This is a genomic window from Micrococcus sp. H39-S4 (assembly GCF_027158145.1).
Classification (GTDB): domain Bacteria; phylum Actinomycetota; class Actinomycetes; order Actinomycetales; family Micrococcaceae; genus Micrococcus; species Micrococcus luteus.
Genome location: NZ_JAPVLT010000007.1, coordinates 90,951 through 105,531, shown reverse-complemented (window position 1 = coordinate 105,531; position 14,581 = coordinate 90,951). Strand labels below are relative to the sequence as shown.

11 protein-coding genes are annotated in these 14,581 nt (G+C 73.8%); 4 read left to right on the top strand and 7 right to left on the bottom strand.

Annotation, left to right across the window (positions count from 1 at the left end):
* Positions 1 to 57: 57 nt before the first annotated feature.
* From O3T09_RS08555 to O3T09_RS08545, 3 genes are read right to left on the bottom strand one after another with little or no spacing between them, the layout of a single operon-like run.
* Positions 58 to 951, bottom strand: coding sequence for a MaoC family dehydratase (locus O3T09_RS08555; protein WP_269295495.1), 894 nt, complete (start codon positions 949 to 951; stop codon positions 58 to 60).
* A 2-nt stretch (positions 952 to 953) separates the two neighbouring features.
* Positions 954 to 2,303, bottom strand: coding sequence for a 3-oxoacyl-ACP reductase (locus tag O3T09_RS08550; protein ID WP_036336858.1), 1,350 nt, complete (start codon positions 2,301 to 2,303; stop codon positions 954 to 956).
* A 32-nt stretch (positions 2,304 to 2,335) separates the two neighbouring features.
* Positions 2,336 to 3,679, bottom strand: coding sequence for an acetyl-CoA C-acetyltransferase (locus O3T09_RS08545; RefSeq protein WP_036336857.1), 1,344 nt, complete (start codon positions 3,677 to 3,679; stop codon positions 2,336 to 2,338).
* A gap of 127 nt (positions 3,680 to 3,806) precedes the next feature.
* Here O3T09_RS08545 and O3T09_RS08540 point away from each other — a divergent pair, with 127 nt between their 5' ends.
* Positions 3,807 to 4,520, top strand: a complete 714-nt coding sequence (locus tag O3T09_RS08540; RefSeq protein ID WP_041103822.1) for a TetR/AcrR family transcriptional regulator — start codon at positions 3,807 to 3,809, stop codon at positions 4,518 to 4,520.
* The gene (locus tag O3T09_RS08535; RefSeq protein WP_269295494.1) at positions 4,517 to 6,640 is read left to right on the top strand and encodes an acyl-CoA dehydrogenase family protein; all 2,124 of its coding nucleotides are present in this window, start codon (positions 4,517 to 4,519) and stop codon (positions 6,638 to 6,640) included. The genes O3T09_RS08540 and O3T09_RS08535 overlap by 4 nt, the downstream gene beginning before the upstream one ends.
* 76 nt (positions 6,641 to 6,716) lie before the next feature.
* On the opposite strand, the gene glgA is transcribed toward O3T09_RS08535, so the two are convergent.
* Positions 6,717 to 7,913 (bottom strand): glycogen synthase, encoded by a 1,197-nt coding sequence (gene glgA / locus O3T09_RS08530; RefSeq protein ID WP_060974150.1) that lies wholly within the window; start codon positions 7,911 to 7,913, stop codon positions 6,717 to 6,719.
* 113 nt (positions 7,914 to 8,026) lie between these two features.
* Here glgA and glgC point away from each other — a divergent pair, with 113 nt between their 5' ends.
* Together glgC and pepN are read left to right on the top strand one after the other, a co-directional pair.
* Complete coding sequence (glgC, locus tag O3T09_RS08525) at positions 8,027 to 9,271, top strand: glucose-1-phosphate adenylyltransferase (RefSeq protein WP_060974149.1); 1,245 nt, start codon at positions 8,027 to 8,029, stop codon at positions 9,269 to 9,271.
* Between the two features lie 103 nt (positions 9,272 to 9,374).
* On the top strand, positions 9,375 to 12,023 hold the full coding sequence (gene pepN, locus O3T09_RS08520) for an aminopeptidase N (protein WP_269295493.1): 2,649 nt from the start codon (positions 9,375 to 9,377) through the stop codon (positions 12,021 to 12,023).
* 79 nt (positions 12,024 to 12,102) lie between these two features.
* On the opposite strand, the gene O3T09_RS08515 is transcribed toward pepN, so the two are convergent.
* The 3 genes from O3T09_RS08515 to O3T09_RS08505 form a co-directional block, all read right to left on the bottom strand.
* Positions 12,103 to 12,747: a hypothetical protein gene (locus O3T09_RS08515; protein WP_223247538.1), complete on the bottom strand. Its 645-nt coding sequence runs from the start codon at positions 12,745 to 12,747 to the stop codon at positions 12,103 to 12,105.
* Positions 12,748 to 13,120: 373 nt separating this feature from the next.
* Positions 13,121 to 14,179: a lipoate--protein ligase family protein gene (locus tag O3T09_RS08510; protein ID WP_269295492.1), complete on the bottom strand. Its 1,059-nt coding sequence runs from the start codon at positions 14,177 to 14,179 to the stop codon at positions 13,121 to 13,123.
* A 103-nt stretch (positions 14,180 to 14,282) separates the two neighbouring features.
* Complete coding sequence (locus tag O3T09_RS08505) at positions 14,283 to 14,540, bottom strand: type B 50S ribosomal protein L31 (protein ID WP_002855042.1); 258 nt, start codon at positions 14,538 to 14,540, stop codon at positions 14,283 to 14,285.
* Between the last annotated feature and the right edge of the window lie 41 nt (positions 14,541 to 14,581).

Below are 14,581 nucleotides of genomic sequence, written 5' to 3'. Positions count from 1 at the left end.
GCACCGGCCCGCCGAGACAGCGAGTCTCGGCGGGCCGGTGCGCGGGCCCGGTGGCCGTCAGGACCCGAGCGGAGTGATCTCCCCGGAGAAGTGCGGGCGCCGGCGCCGCGCATCCCAGCCGCACACGCGCGTGCCGCCGTCGGGCCCGGGCTCGTAGCGGACGGCCACGGTGGTCGGCAGCACGACGGGCGCCTCGAAGTCGATGTGCCAGCGGAACCCGGCGCCGGCCGGCTCACGGCCCTCGAGCATCCGGGCGGCCAGGAACATCCCGTGGGCGATCGCGCCCTTCATGCCGAACAGTCGGGCCGAGACGCCCGTCAGGTGGATCGGGTTCCAGTCTCCGGAGACGCCCGCGTACCGGCGTCCGGCCCCCGTCCCGAAGCGCCACTGGGCGGTCGGCGTCGGGGGCACGAAGTCCTCGCGGGCGGGCCGCTCGGGACGCAGGCCGGAGAGGTGGACGCCCTTGGCGAGGTACCGGGAGACGCCCTCCCACAGCAGTGCCTCCTCGCCGTCGTCGCCGGGCCCCTCGACGGTCACGACGACGTCCACGGCGGTGCCTGCGTGGTGCGGGACGAGGCCCACGGCACGCGCGGTGACGCGCAGCGGGGTCTCCGCCGCGACGGGCCGGTGGTGCAGGACGGTGTTGCTCAGGTGCACCAGTCCGGGCAGGGGCAGTGGGAACTCGGGGTCGGCCATCAGCTCCATCGCCGCACCGAACACCTGGGTGTGCACCAGGACCGAGGGCAGGTCCGCCGGATCCGCGGACCCGACGGCCCCGCGCCACGCGGACACGGCCTCGGCCGGGATGCGGTGGCCGGTCACGACCACCTGACGGTCCGGGAGCTCGCGGGGACGGCGCCGACGGACGACGGCGTCCGTGGCGGCCTGCCTGGCGGCCCGGGCGTAGAGCCGGGCGAGGGAGGGCGGGGCGGACAGCTGCGTGGTCTGCATCCTCACGCCCCCAGCTTCGACTGGCCGCAGACCCGCAGCGTGGCCCCGTTGGTGCCGCCTGCGGCGTCCGAGGCGAGCCAGGCCACCGTCTCGGCCACGTCCTGCGGCAGGCCGCCCTGCTGGAGCGAGTTGAGCCTCCGGCCCACCTCGCGCGTGGCGAGCGGGATCTTCGCGGTCATCTCGGTCTCGATGAAGCCCGGGGCCACCGCGTTGATCGTGCCCCCACGGGCCGCGAGGACCGGTGCGGAGGCCGCGGTCAGGCCGATCACCCCGGCCTTGGATGCCGCGTAGTTCGTCTGGCCGCGGTTGCCCGCGATGCCGGAGATGGAGGCCAGGCCCACGATGCGCAGCCCGTGGCCCGCCACGTCCCGGGCGTCCTCGGCGAGGAACGCCTCGTTCATGGCCAGCTGGGCCGTGGTGTTCACAGCGAGGACGGAGTCCCAGCGCGCGGCGTCCATGTTGGCCAGCATCCGGTCCCGGGTGATCCCGGCGTTGTGCACCACCACGTCCATCCGGCCGTGCCGGGTGCGGCAGTGCTCGAGGATGCGCGCGCCGGCGTCCGGCGCCGTGATGTCCAGGGCGAGCGCGGTGCCGCCCACCTCGTTCACGACCTTGGCCAGCGTCTCGCCCGCCGCCGGGACGTCCACGCCGACGACGACGGCCCCGTCGCGGGCCAGCGTCCGGACGATGGCGGCGCCGATGCCGCGGGCGGCGCCCGTGACCACGGCGACCTTGCCGGCCAGGGGGCGCGCCGCGTCGGCGGGGACCGCGCCGTCGGCGGTGGAGACGGGCACGAACTGGCCGGAGACGTACGCCGCGCGACCGGAGAGCAGGAACGCGAGCGCGCCGGCCGCACCGGGGGCAGTGAGCGGCACGCCCTCGCCCAGGACGAGGCCGTTGGCGGTGCCGCCACGGCGCATCTCGTGCGCGATCGAGCGGGTCAGGCCCGTCACGCCCTGGCGGGCGGCGCGCAGGGCCGGGTCCGTGGCGGCCTCGGGGTCCTCGAACACGGTCACCACGCGCGAGGAGGAGCCCAGCGAGCGCAGCGCGCCGCCGATCTCCAGCGCCACCGCGCCGAGGTCCGCGGGCGTGGCGACCCCGTCGAAGCACGCGACGATCGCCGCGTGGCGGGCGCCCTCCCGGGGGGCGTCGGCGACCTCGAGGCCCCACGAGGCCAAGAGGGTGCGGGCGTCCGCGGCTGCGGGGGTCGCGCCCAGGACGAGCACGGAGCCGGGCAGCACGGGGTCGCCGGGGGTGTGCCGGCGCAGCTCGACGGGCTGAGGCAGGCCCAGGGCGCCGGTGAGGCGGCGGCCCAGGGGCGAGGCGACGAAGGTGCCGTAACGGTCGGTCATGGTCGGTCCTCTCGGGTCGGGTCGGTCGGGGCTCAGCGGCCGCGGAGCAGGGCGACGATGCCCTGGCCGCCGGCGGCACAGACGGAGATGAGGCCGAGGGAGCCCTCCCCCTTCTCATGCAGCATCTTGGCCAGCAGGGCGACGATGCGGCCGCCGGTGGCGGCGAAGGGGTGACCGGCCGCCAGCGACGAGCCGTGCACGTTGAGCCGGGCGCGGTCCACCGAGCCCAGCGCACCCGGCAGCCCGAGCCGCTCGCGGCAGTACTCCTCGTCCTCCCAGGCGGCGAGGGTGGACAGGACGGTGCCGGCGAACGCCTCGTGGATCTCCACGAAGTCGAGGTCGTCGAGCGTGAGCCCGTGCCGGGCGAGCAGGCGCGGGACGGCGTAGGCGGGGGCCATGAGCAGGCCCTCGTGTCCGTCGACGAAGTCCACGGCGGCGTTCTCCATGTCCACGAACTCGGCGAGAACGGGCAGTCCGCGCTCGGCGGCCCACTCCTCGGAGGAGAGCAGCACCGCGGAGGCGCCGTCGGTGAGCGGGGTGGAGTTGCCGGCCGTCATGGTCGCCTCGTCCCCCAGCTGGCGGCCGAACACGGGCTTCAGGCCGGCCAGCTTCTCCGGCGTGGAGTCGGGGCGGAGGTTGTTGTCGCGGGCCAGGCCGTGGAACGGGGTCACCAGATCGTCCATGTACCCGGCGGCGTAGGCAGCGCCGAGGTTCCGGTGGGAGGCCGCGGCGAGCTCGTCCTGCGCCTGACGGGTGATGCCCCACTTGTGGGTGGTCAGGGCCTGGTGCTCGCCCATGGACATGCCGGTGCGCGGCTCGCCCGCGCCGGCCGGCTCGGGCACGAGCTGACCGGGGCGCAGCTGGGCGAGGGCGCGCAGGCGGTCCTTCATGGTCTTGGCGGTGGTGAGCTGCAGCAGCACGCGGCGCGCGCCGTCCGAGAGCGAGACGGGTGCGTCCGAGATCGAGTCCACGCCGCCGCCGATGGCGGAGTCGAGCTGGCCGAGCCGGATCTTGTTGGCGAGGGTGCCCACGGCCTCCATGCCGGTGGCGCAGGCCACCTGGACGTCGGCGGCCGGGGTCGCGGCGGAGAGCGCGGAGCCCAGGACGGCCTCGCGGGTGAGGTTGAAGTTGCGCGGGTGCTTGAGGACGGCGCCGGCGGTGACCTGGCCGAGGCGCTCGCCCTGGAGCCCGAACCGCGCGACGAGTCCGTCGAGCGTGGCCGTGAGCATCTCCTGGTTCCCGACCTCGGCGTAGGCGGTGTTGGCGCGGGCGAAGGGGATGCGGTTGCCGCCCAGGATGACGGCGGGGCGCAGCGCTCCACCGGCGACGGCGGGGCGGGAGGCGGTCTCGGACGCGGGGGTCTCGTGGTGGGTCATGACGGTCCTCTCGACGGCGGGCCCACCGCCGACGCGGCGGGGGCGTTGTCACCCCGGACGATACGGACGATACGGACGTCGGCGGGGTGGGTGACTGTGATCCACAGTACCTGATACGCTCGGTTTCGTGAATCCCGTCACGTCCACCGCCCGGGACGGTCGCAGCGTCCGCTGGGACCGGCACCGCGCCGAGCGCCGTCTGGAACTGGTCCGGGCCGCCCGGTCGGCCGTGCACGCCCTGGGCGCACACGCCTCGATGGAGGAGATCGCGTCCCACGCGGGCACCTCCAAGACCGTCTACTACCGCTATTTCGGCGACCGCGAGGGCCTGCGCCTGGCGGTGTCCGAGCGGGTCACCGCCCACATGGAGCGCCGCCTGCTCGAGGTCGCGGACGAACCGGTCTCCGAACCCGAGGCGCTGCGTCGCATGGTCGAGGTGTACCTCACGGTCGCGGCGACGTCGCCCGAGGTGTACGCGTTCGCCGTCGCCCCGTCCCCCGCCGCGGCCGAGGCCCCTGTGCTGGGCCCGTTCCTCGAGCGCGTCTACGCCATGCTCGAGTCGGGCCTGGCGCGCGGGATGGCCGCGCGGGGCCACGCCCCGGCGCCGGCGGACCCGCTCGCCCTGTGGCCGCGCGCCGCCGTCGGCCTCGTCCGGGCCGCCGCCGAGACCTGGCTGCGGACCCCGGCCGCCGGTCGCATCCCGGTCGAGGCGATGGCCCGCGCCATCGCCGACTGGCTGCTCACCGGCCTCATCGGCGCCGCGCCCGGCGCCGCCCTCGAACCCGCGGCGGCGGACGCCGACCGCGCCCGCCCCCACTCACGAACAGGAGCATCGTCATGACCGTCCACGAGAAGCTCGCCCCCCAGTCCTCGACGCCCAGCACCGAGGTTCCCTCCGACGTCGCCGAGATCGCGCCCGAGCGGCCGACGCCCGGCTCCCTCGACGCCGCGGCCCTCGAGGAGGCCCTCCTCGGCCGCTGGGCCGCGGAGCGCCGCGAATCCCGCGAACTGGTCAAGGATCCCGCCCTGTGGCGCGACCCGCTGCTCGGCATGGACGAGCACCGCGCCCGCGTCCTGCGGCAGCTGGGCGTCCTCGTGGAGCGCAACGCGGTCCACCGCGCCTTCCCGCGCGAGTTCGGCGGCGAGGACAACCACGGCGGCAACCTCGCCGCCTTCGGTGACCTCGTGCTCGCCGACCCCTCCCTGCAGATCAAGGCCGGTGTGCAGTGGGGCCTGTTCAGCTCGGCGATCCTGCACCTGGGCACCGCGGAGCACCACCGCCGGTGGCTGCCGGGCGCGATGGACCTGAGCGTCCCGGGCGCCTTCGCCATGACCGAGATCGGGCACGGCTCGGACGTCGCCTCGATCGCGACGACCGCCACGTACGACGAGGCGACCCAGGAGTTCGTCATCCACACCCCGTTCAAGGGCGCCTGGAAGGACTACCTCGGCAACGCCGCGCTGCACGGCAGGGCGGCCACGGTCTTCGCGCAGCTGATCACCCGGGGCGTCAACCACGGCGTGCACTGCTTCTACGTCCCCATCCGGGACGAGAAGGGCGCCTTCCTGCCCGGCGTGGGCGGCGAGGACGACGGCCTCAAGGGCGGACTGAACGGCATCGACAACGGCCGTCTGCACTTCACTCAGGTCCGCATCCCGCGCACCAACCTCCTCAACCGCTACGGCGACGTGGCCGAGGACGGCACCTACTCCTCGCCCATCGCCTCCCCCGGGCGTCGCTTCTTCACGATGCTCGGCACGCTCGTCCAGGGCCGCGTCTCCCTGTCCCTCGCCGCCACCACGGCCTCCTTCCTCGGCCTGCACGGTGCGCTGGCCTACGCGGAGCAGCGCCGCCAGTTCAAGGCCTCCGACCCGCAGCGGGAGGAGGTGCTGCTGGACTACCAGAACCACCAGCGCCGCCTCATCGACCGCCTGGCCCGCGCCTACGCGGACGCCTTCTCCTCCAACGAGCTCGTGGAGAAGTTCGACGACGTCTTCTCCGGCCGCTCCGACACGGACGTGGACCGGCAGGAGCTCGAGACGCTCGCCGCGGCCGTGAAGCCGCTGACCACGTGGCACGCCCTGGACACCCTGCAGGAGGCCCGCGAGGCGTGCGGCGGCGCCGGGTTCCTCGCCGAGAACCGGGTGGCCCAGATGCGCGCCGACCTGGACGTGTACGTCACGTTCGAGGGCGACAACACGGTGCTCCTGCAGCTCGTGGGCAAGCGTCTGCTGACCGACTACTCGAAGGAGTTCGGACGTCTCAATGTGGGCGCCGTCTCCCGCTACGTGGTCCATCAGGCCTCGGACGCCCTCCACCGTGCGGGCCTGCACAAGGCCGTCCAGTCCGTGGCCGACGGCGGGTCCGAGCGCCGCTCGGCGAACTGGTTCAAGGACCCCGCCGTCCAGCATGAGCTGCTCACCGAGCGCGTCCGTGCCAAGACCGCCGACATCGCCGGCACCCTCTCGGGGGCCCGGGGCAAGGGCCAGGCGGCGCAGGCGGAGGCGTTCAACACGCGCCAGCACGAGCTCATCGAGGCCGCCCGCAACCACGGCGAGCTTCTGCAGTGGGAGGCCTTCACCCGCGCCCTGGAGGGCATCACGGATGAGACCACGAAGACCGTCCTGACGTGGCTGCGCGACCTGTTCGCGCTGCGCCTCATCGAGGACGACCTCGGCTGGTTCGTGGCCCACGGCCGCGTCTCGAGCCAGCGCGCCCGGGCCCTGCGCGGCTACGTCAACCGGCTGGCCGAGCGGCTGCGCCCCTTCGCCCTCGAGCTCGTCGAGTCGTTCGGCCTCGAGCCCGAGCACCTGCGCATGGCGGTGGCCACGGACGCCGAGACCCAGCGCCAGGAGGAGGCCCACGCCTGGTTCACGGCCCGCCGGGCCGCCGGTGAGGAGCCGGAGGATGAGAAGGCCGTGCGCGCCCGCGAGAAGGCGGCGCGGGGTCGCCGCGGCTGACCGTGGCCGTCCCCGGACGCACACGGGCCCCCGTCACCTCGCGGTGGCGGGGGCCCGTGTGCGTGGTCGGGCGGGCTCAGCGCAGCACGGCCTCGTAGACCTCGATCGTGCGCTCCGCGATGGTCTCCCACGAGAAGTGCTCGATCGCGCGGGCCCGGCCGGCCTCACCCATCGCGCGGGCGCGCTCCGGGTCCTCCACGACGCGGGTGAGCGCGGCCGCGAAGTCGGCGGCGAACCTCTCCTCGTCCACGGGCGCCCCCGTGCCGTCGTCGACCTGCTCGAAGGGGACGAGCAGGCCGGTCTCGCCGTCCTGCACGACCTCCGGGATGCCGCCCACGGCGGAGGCGACGACGGCGGTGCCGCACGCCATCGCCTCGAGGTTGACGATGCCCAGCGGCTCGTAGACCGAGGGGCAGGCGAACACGGTGGCGGCCGTGAGGATCTCCATCACCTCGTGGCGCGGGATCATCCCCTCGATCACGACGACGCCCTGGCGGGTGCGTCGCAGCTCGGCGATCAACTCGTTCACTTCGTGCGCCAGCTCCGCGGTGTCCGGGGCGCCGACGCACAGCACGAGCTGGACGTCCTCCGGCAACCGCAGCGCTGCACGGAGCAGGTGGGGCACGCCCTTCTGGCGCGTGATGCGGCCGACGAACGCGACGGAGGGCTTGTCCGGGTCGATTCCGTACTTCTCCAGTGCGGCGGTGCCGGTCTGCGGGGTCCAGACCTGCGTGTCGATGCCGTTGTGGACCGTGTGCACCTTCGCCGGGTCCACGTCCGGGTAGCAGGCCAGGATGTCCCGACGCATGCCGTCCGAGACCGCGATGACCGCGTCCGCCCCGAGGTAGGCCGTGCGCTCGGCCCAGCTGGACAGGGCGTAGCCGCCGCCGAGCTGCTCCGCCTTCCAGGGGCGCAGCGGCTCGAGGGAGTGCGCGGAGAGGACGTGGGGAACCTGGTGCAGGAGCTTGCCGAGATGGCCGGCCATGTTGGCGTACCAGGTGTGGGAGTGGATGACGTCGGCGCCCTCGAGGTCCCCGAGGATCGTGAGGTCGGTGGCCAGGGTCTGCACGGCCCCGTTGGCGGCGTCGAACCCGGGCGGGTTCGGGTACGTCAGGACGCGGGCCCCGTGGTAGTCCGGGTCGCGCGGCTCGCCGAAGGCATGGACGCGGACGTCGACGCGGGAGGCGAGGACGCGGGTCAGCTCGGCGACGTGGACGCCGGCACCGCCGTAGATGGACGGGGGGAACTCTTTGCTCACGATGTCGATGCGCACGCCCCCAACCTAGTTCAGCCCGGCGGGGGTCGATAGTCTGGCGGCACGGATGCCCCGCACGCCCCGAGCACGCGTGCGGGTCGCGACGACCCGGCTCATGAGGAGTGACGCAGATGGTGCAGAAGAAGGTCCTCTCGGTCGTGCTGGCGGGCGGTGAGGGCAAGCGTCTGATGCCGCTGACGGCCGACCGTGCCAAGCCGGCCGTCCCGTTCGGCGGCACGTACCGCCTCATCGACTTCGCGCTGTCCAACCTGGTCAACAGCCGGTACCGCGAGATCGTCGTGCTGACGCAGTACAAGTCGCACTCGCTGGACCGCCACATCTCCGAGACGTGGCGGATGTCCACGCTCCTGAACAACTACGTGGCCTCCGTGCCGGCGCAGCAGCGCCGGGGCAAGGACTGGTTCACGGGCAGCGCGAACGCCATCTACCAGTCCATGAACCTGATCCACGACGCACGGCCGGACATCGTCGTCGTCATCGGCGCGGACCACGTCTACCACATGGACTTCCAGCAGATGGTGGACCAGCACATCGCCTCGGGCGCCAAGGCGACCGTGGCCGCGGTGCGCCAGCCGCTCGAGCTGGCCTCCTCGTTCGGGGTGATCGAGACGGACCCGCAGGACAGGACGCGGATCTCGGCGTTCGTGGAGAAGCCGGAGACGACCCCCGGCCTGCCGGACGACCCCACGCAGTTCCTGGCCTCGATGGGCAACTACGTGTTCGACACGGACGCCCTCGTGGCGGCGCTGAACCAGGACGAGGAGAACCCCGAGTCGAACAACGACATGGGCGGGGACATCATCCCGCTGTTCGTGGAGCGCGGCGAGGCCGGGGTGTACGACTTCACCTCCAACGAGGTGCCCGGCGGCACGGCCGGCAAGCACTACTGGCGGGACGTCGGCACCCTGGACTCCTACTACGACGCGCACATGGACCTGGTGCAGCCGTGGCCGGAGTTCAACCTCTACAACCGCGAGTGGCCGCTCTACACCCGCCAGTCCGTCTCCCCGCCCGCCAAGCTCGTGCGCTCGTCCACCCGCCGCCCCGGCTCGGCGAACGACTCGATCCTCTCCCAGGGCGTGGTCATCTCCGGCGGCACCGTGGCCCAGTCCGTGCTCTCCACGGACGTGCGCGTGCAGAACGAGGCGTGGGTGGAGCAGTCGGTGCTGCTGGACTCCGTGGTGATCGGCGAGGGGGCCCACGTGCGCAACGCGATCCTGGACAAGAACGTGGTCGTGCCCCCGGGCGCGCGCATCGGCTTCGACCGGGCGGAGGACGAGGCGAACGGCTACACCGTGACAGAATCCGGCCTGACGGTGCTCTCCAAGGGCCAGCCCGTCCCGACGCCGCACTGACGCGGCCACGGGCCGCCGGTCCCGGACCACCGTCGACGCGCGGGCACGCCCCGGTGTGTCCGCGCGTCGCCGTCCCCGCTGGATCCCCGACCGGAGGCTCGCCTTGACCGACACCACCCCCGACCTCGACGCCACCAACGTCACCCGCGCTGAGGCCGCGGAACGCTCCCGCCTGCTCACGGTGCAGGACTACGCCGTGGACGTGGACCTCTCCGACGCCCGGGACGCCGCGACCGACACCTATCCGGTCCGCACCGTGATCCGCTTCGCGTGCGCCGAGCCGGGCGCGCAGACCCACCTGGACTGGATCCACGGGGGCGTGGAGTCGGTGACCCTCAACGGCACGGCGCTGGACGTGGCCGAGGTCGTGGGCGGGGCCCGGGTGCTGCTGCCCGATCTGGCGGCGCAGAACGTGGTCGAGCTGGTCGGCCGGTCCGTGTACTCCCGGTCGGGCGAGGGCCTGCACCGCTTCACGGACCCCGCCGACGGCGAGGTCTACCTCTACACCCAGTACGAGCCCGCCGACGCGCGCCGCGTGTTCCCGGACTTCGAGCAGCCGGACCTCAAGGCCGCCTTCACCTTCTCCCTCACCGGACCCGAGGACTGGGTGCTGGCCTCGAACCGGCCCGAGGTGTCCCGGACGCGGGCCGGGGACGGCGTCGTCCGGGCGGAGTTCGCCCCGACGCTCCCCCAGTCCACCTACATCACGACGCTGCTCGCCGGCCCCTATGCGCAGTGGGAGGACGCCTGGGACGGTCACCCGGCCAGCGGTGCGCAGGCCGTGCCGCTGCGGCTGTTCACCCGGCGCACGATGGCCGACGCGTTCGACCCCGAGGCCGTGTTCGACGTGACGAAGCGGGGGCTGACGTTCTTCCACGACCTCTTCGGCGTCGCGTACCCGTGGGGCAAGTACGACCAGGCGTTCGTGCCCGAGTACAACCTCGGCGCCATGGAGAACCCGGGCCTCGTGACCTTCACCGAGGACTTCGTGTTCACCTCGCGGGCCACCGCGGTCCAGTACGAGGGCCGGGCCAACGTGATCCTGCACGAGATGGCGCACATGTGGTTCGGCGACCTCGTGACGATGCACTGGTGGGACGACCTGTGGCTCAAGGAGTCGTTCGCGGACTACATGGGCGCCCTCGGCGTGGACGAGGCCACCGACTTCCGGACCGCGTGGGTGACCTTCGCGTCCCGCCGCAAGGCCTGGGCGTACGTGCAGGACCAGATGCCGACGACGCACCCCATCGTCGCGGACATCGTCGACCTCGAGGCCGCCCGTCAGAACTTCGACGGCATCACCTATGCCAAGGGCGCCTCCGTGCTCAAGCAGCTGGCCGCCTACGTGGGCCGGGACGCGTTCTTCGACGCCGCGCACCGCTACTTCGCCGCCCATGCGTGGGGCAACGCCTCCCTCGCCGACTTCATGGCCGCGCTCGAGGCCGCCTCGGGGCGGGACATGCGCGCGTGGGCGGACGCGTGGCTGCACACCTCCGGCGTGCCCCGGCTACGGGTCGACGTCGACGGCGACGCCCCGGCGCTGCGCCAGGAGGGCACGGACCCGGTCACGGGCGAGTCGATCCTCCGCCCACACGTGCTGAAGGTCGGCGTCTTCACGCCCGGGCAGGACGGCGTCCTGCGCCGCACCGCCCAGGTCACCGCCGACGTGCCGGGCGGGGCGGAGGGCGCGGCCGTGCCCCTGCCGGACCTCGCGGTCCCCGGGGGCGTCCGCCTCGTGCTGCCCAACGACGAGGACCTCACCTACGCCGCCGTCGCGCTCGATGCGGGGTCGCTGCGCGCGGCCCTGACCCACCCCATCGCGGACCCGCTCGCGGAGGCCACCGTGTGGGCCGCCCTGTGGTCGATGACCCGCGACGGCGAGCTGCCGGTCGCCCGGTTCCTCGACGCGGTGGCGACGCTGTCCGCGCGGATCGCGACCGTGGGCGTGCACGCGCAGGTGCTGGCGCAGGCCGCCGCGGCCGTGGGCCAGTACGCCCGCGCCGAGGACCGGGACGCGCTGCGCGCCCTGGTGGGCGAGGTGCTGGCCGAACAGACCCGGACGCTCGAGGCCGGCTCCGACCGCCAGCGCACCGCGGCCCGCACGTGGGCGACGCTGGCGCGGGCCGACGTCGGGATGGCCGCGGCCCTCGAGGCCGCCCTGCTCGGCGAGGACGCGGCGACGTCGGCGCCGGGCCTGGCGATCGACGCGGAGCTGCGCTGGCTCGTGCTCCAGGCCCTCGCCGCGACCGGCCGGGCCGACCAGGACCGCCTGGACGCGGAGCTCGAGGCCGGCCGCACCGCCCAGACGGTCACGTGGCATCGCCTCGCCACGGCCGCCCGCCCCGATGCCGAGGTCAAGGCCGCGGCGTGGGAGGCGGTCATGTCCGGTCGCACGGCCACTGGCACGGAGCTGTCCAACGACCTGCTCTCGGCCACGGCGGCCGGCTTCGCCGCGGGCGAGGTCGAGCTCCTCGCCCCCTACGAGTCCGGCTTCTGGCCGCGCCTGACCTCGGTGTGGGCCTCACGATCCAACGGGCTGGCCTCGCGCGCGATCGGCGGGCTGTTCCCGGGCCGCCGGGACGCGGTGGCCGGCGACGCGGACGCGCAGGAGTCGCACCCGACGCTGGCCGCGGCCCAGCGCTGGCTGGACGAGCACCCCGACGCCCCGGGGGCCCTGCGGCGCCTGGTCGTGGAGCACACGGACGCCCTGCGGCGGTCCCTGCGCGTGCAGGCGGTGCAGCCGGCGGGCTGAGCGGTAAGTCCTCCCGCGCAGAGTGGTCACGACACGCCGCCTCCCCTCGGGCGAGACGGCGTGTCGTGACCATTCCAGCTCAGGGCGCGGCGACGCGGAGCACGCGTTCCCGGCCCACCCGGCGCAGGCCCACGGCGTCGGCGGCGCGCTGGGCGTCCCGGTCGCGCATCCCCACCCGCTCGACGACGACGGGCCGCGTCTCCAGCACGGCCGTCAGTTCGGCGTGGCGCGCCACGTGCGCGGCCCCGCCGTCCGGGTCGAGAGACAGCGCCTGCCGGTCGGCCGCGTGGAGCCAGGCCGCCGACACGTCCTCCACCGGGCCGCGCAGGTGCGCGCCGAGGGAGGCGTCGTCGAGCAGGTCGGAGACGTCGGCGTCCGCGAGGCGGGCCACGAGTGCGGGTGGCCCGGCGACCACCGCGGTCGTGTGGAGCAGGACCACGTGCAGCAGCTCCGGGTCGGCGTCCGCGGCGGGCGCGAGCACGACGCCCGGGTCCTCCCACGCCGTCGGCGCGACGCCGAGTCCCGCGGCCAGCCCGGTCCGCAGCGCGGCGGTCGCGTCGGCGCCCAGCACGTCGGCCGGCGCGACCGTGCCGAGGGCCAGCGGGTGGACGCCGAGCAGCCGGTTCAGGGCGCGGGCCTCGCGGTGCGCCCGGTCCACGAGGGCGGCCAGCTCGGGCGAGGTCTCCCCCACCAGCGGCAGCTCGCGCAACGTTGCGGCACCCACCGGCACCCCGGCCTCGGCCGCGACCGCTGCCAGCGCGTCCCAGTGTCGCGTCTCCTCCTGGGCAGGCGTGCGGCCGCCGCCCGGCTCGTCCAGCCGCGGTCCGTGAGCAGAGGCACGCGGCGGCCGGAGGCCAGCTCCAGCTCGAGGGCGCAGTGGACGTCCACGGTCGACCGTGGGCGCCCCGGGGCGTCGGAGCGGGCGATCAGGCGGACGGGGGCGTCGTCGTCGGGGGTCATGGTCCGATCCTGACAGAGCCGCCCCGCCACACCTCGACGCGTCGGGGGCGGTTTCGGGCGGTATTCACGTCGAATACCACCGCAAACCGCCCCCGGACGGAAGCGTGCCGGACGGTGCCGGGACGCCGTCAGGCGGCTCAGGGCACCCGCGCGGTCCACTCGGGGGTCGTGAACTTGGTGCGGGCCAGCTGCTCGGCCTCCTCACGGGTGGCCTCGTCCAGCTCGACGCGGCGGGCGCCGTAGCGCTCCTCGAAGGTGGTCATCATGGTCTCCCAGATCTCGGCGCGGGAGACGCCGGTCTGGCGGCGGAGCGGGTCCACGCGCTTCTTCGCCGAGGCCACGCCCTTGCCGCGCAGCTTCTCGCGGCCGATGCGCAGCACCTCGAGCATCTTGTCCGCGTCGATGTCGTAGCTCATCGTCACGTGGTGCAGCAGCCCGGCCGCGCCCACCCGCTTCTGCGCGGCGCCGCCGATCTTCCCCTGGTCCGTGGCGATGTCGTTGAGCGGCTGGTAGAACGCGTGCACGCCGAGTCGGGAGAGCGCGTCCATGGTCCACTCGTCCAGGAACGGGTAGGTCTCCGCCGTCTCCAGCCCGTCGACCAGCGACGACGGCACGTGCATCGAGTACGTGACGCAGTTGTCCGCCTCCATGAACATCGCGCCGCCGCCGGAGATCCGCCGCACCACGTTGATGCCGTGCCGCCGAGCCCCCTCGGGGTCCACCTCGTTGGCGAGCGACTGGAAGGCGCCGATCACCACGGCCGGCTCGTTCCACTGCCACAGGCGCATGGTCGGCTTGCGTCGACCTTCGGCCACCTGCCGGGTGAGCACCTCGTCCAGGGCCACGGTCAGCGCGATCGGCATCGGCTCCGGCCCGATGACCTCCCACTCGTGGTCCTCCCACGTGGTCGCCTTGCCGAGGGCCCGACGCACGGCCGAGGCGATCGCGAAGGCGTCCACGCCGAACAGCTCGGCCTCGGGTCGCAGGCCCTGCTCGACGGCCTCCCGGATGACGCGGTGCTCGGCGTCCGCGGACAGCCCGGCCACCGCCGCGTTGAGGTCTTCGAGCGCCTCGTCCGGCTCGAGGAAGAAGTCGCCGTTGATGCTCGCGGTCGCGATCCGGCCGTCCGCGAGGCTCAGGTCCGCCGCGACCAGCTTGCCGCCGATCACCTTGTATTCACCGTGGAGAGTCGTCATGCCCGTCAGCCTACGGGCGACGCGACGGGCCCCGCACCGCCCGGATCGCTCCGGGGGCGCGGGGCCCGTCGTCGTGCTGTGCGTGCGGCTCAGGCCGCCGCGGTCACTTCTTGCCGCCGAAGCCCTTGAAGCGGGCGTTGAAGCGCTCGACGCGGCCGGCGGTGTCCATGATGCGCTGCTTGCCCGTGTAGAACGGGTGCGAGGCGGCCGAGATCTCGACGTCGATCACCGGGTAGGTGTTGCCATCGGTCCACTCCGCGGTCTTGTCGGAGTTCGCGGTGGTGCGGGTGAGGATCTTCTCACCGGAGGCGAGGTCGTTGAAGATGACGTAGCGGTAATCCGGGTGGATCTCAGACTTCATGGTGCATCCTTCGTTTCAGCCGCCTGATTGGGACCAGGGGC

Coding starts and splice junctions, on each gene's coding strand:
- O3T09_RS08555 (WP_269295495.1), bottom strand. CDS start 951: ATGCAGACCACGCAGCTGTCCGCCCCGCCCTCCCTCGCCCGGCTCTAC.
- O3T09_RS08550 (WP_036336858.1), bottom strand. CDS start 2,303: ATGACCGACCGTTACGGCACCTTCGTCGCCTCGCCCCTGGGCCGCCGC.
- O3T09_RS08545 (WP_036336857.1), bottom strand. CDS start 3,679: ATGACCCACCACGAGACCCCCGCGTCCGAGACCGCCTCCCGCCCCGCC.
- O3T09_RS08535 (WP_269295494.1), top strand. CDS start 4,517: ATGACCGTCCACGAGAAGCTCGCCCCCCAGTCCTCGACGCCCAGCACC.
- glgC (WP_060974149.1), top strand. CDS start 8,027: ATGGTGCAGAAGAAGGTCCTCTCGGTCGTGCTGGCGGGCGGTGAGGGC.
- O3T09_RS08510 (WP_269295492.1), bottom strand. CDS start 14,179: ATGACGACTCTCCACGGTGAATACAAGGTGATCGGCGGCAAGCTGGTC.
- O3T09_RS08505 (WP_002855042.1), bottom strand. CDS start 14,540: ATGAAGTCTGAGATCCACCCGGATTACCGCTACGTCATCTTCAACGAC.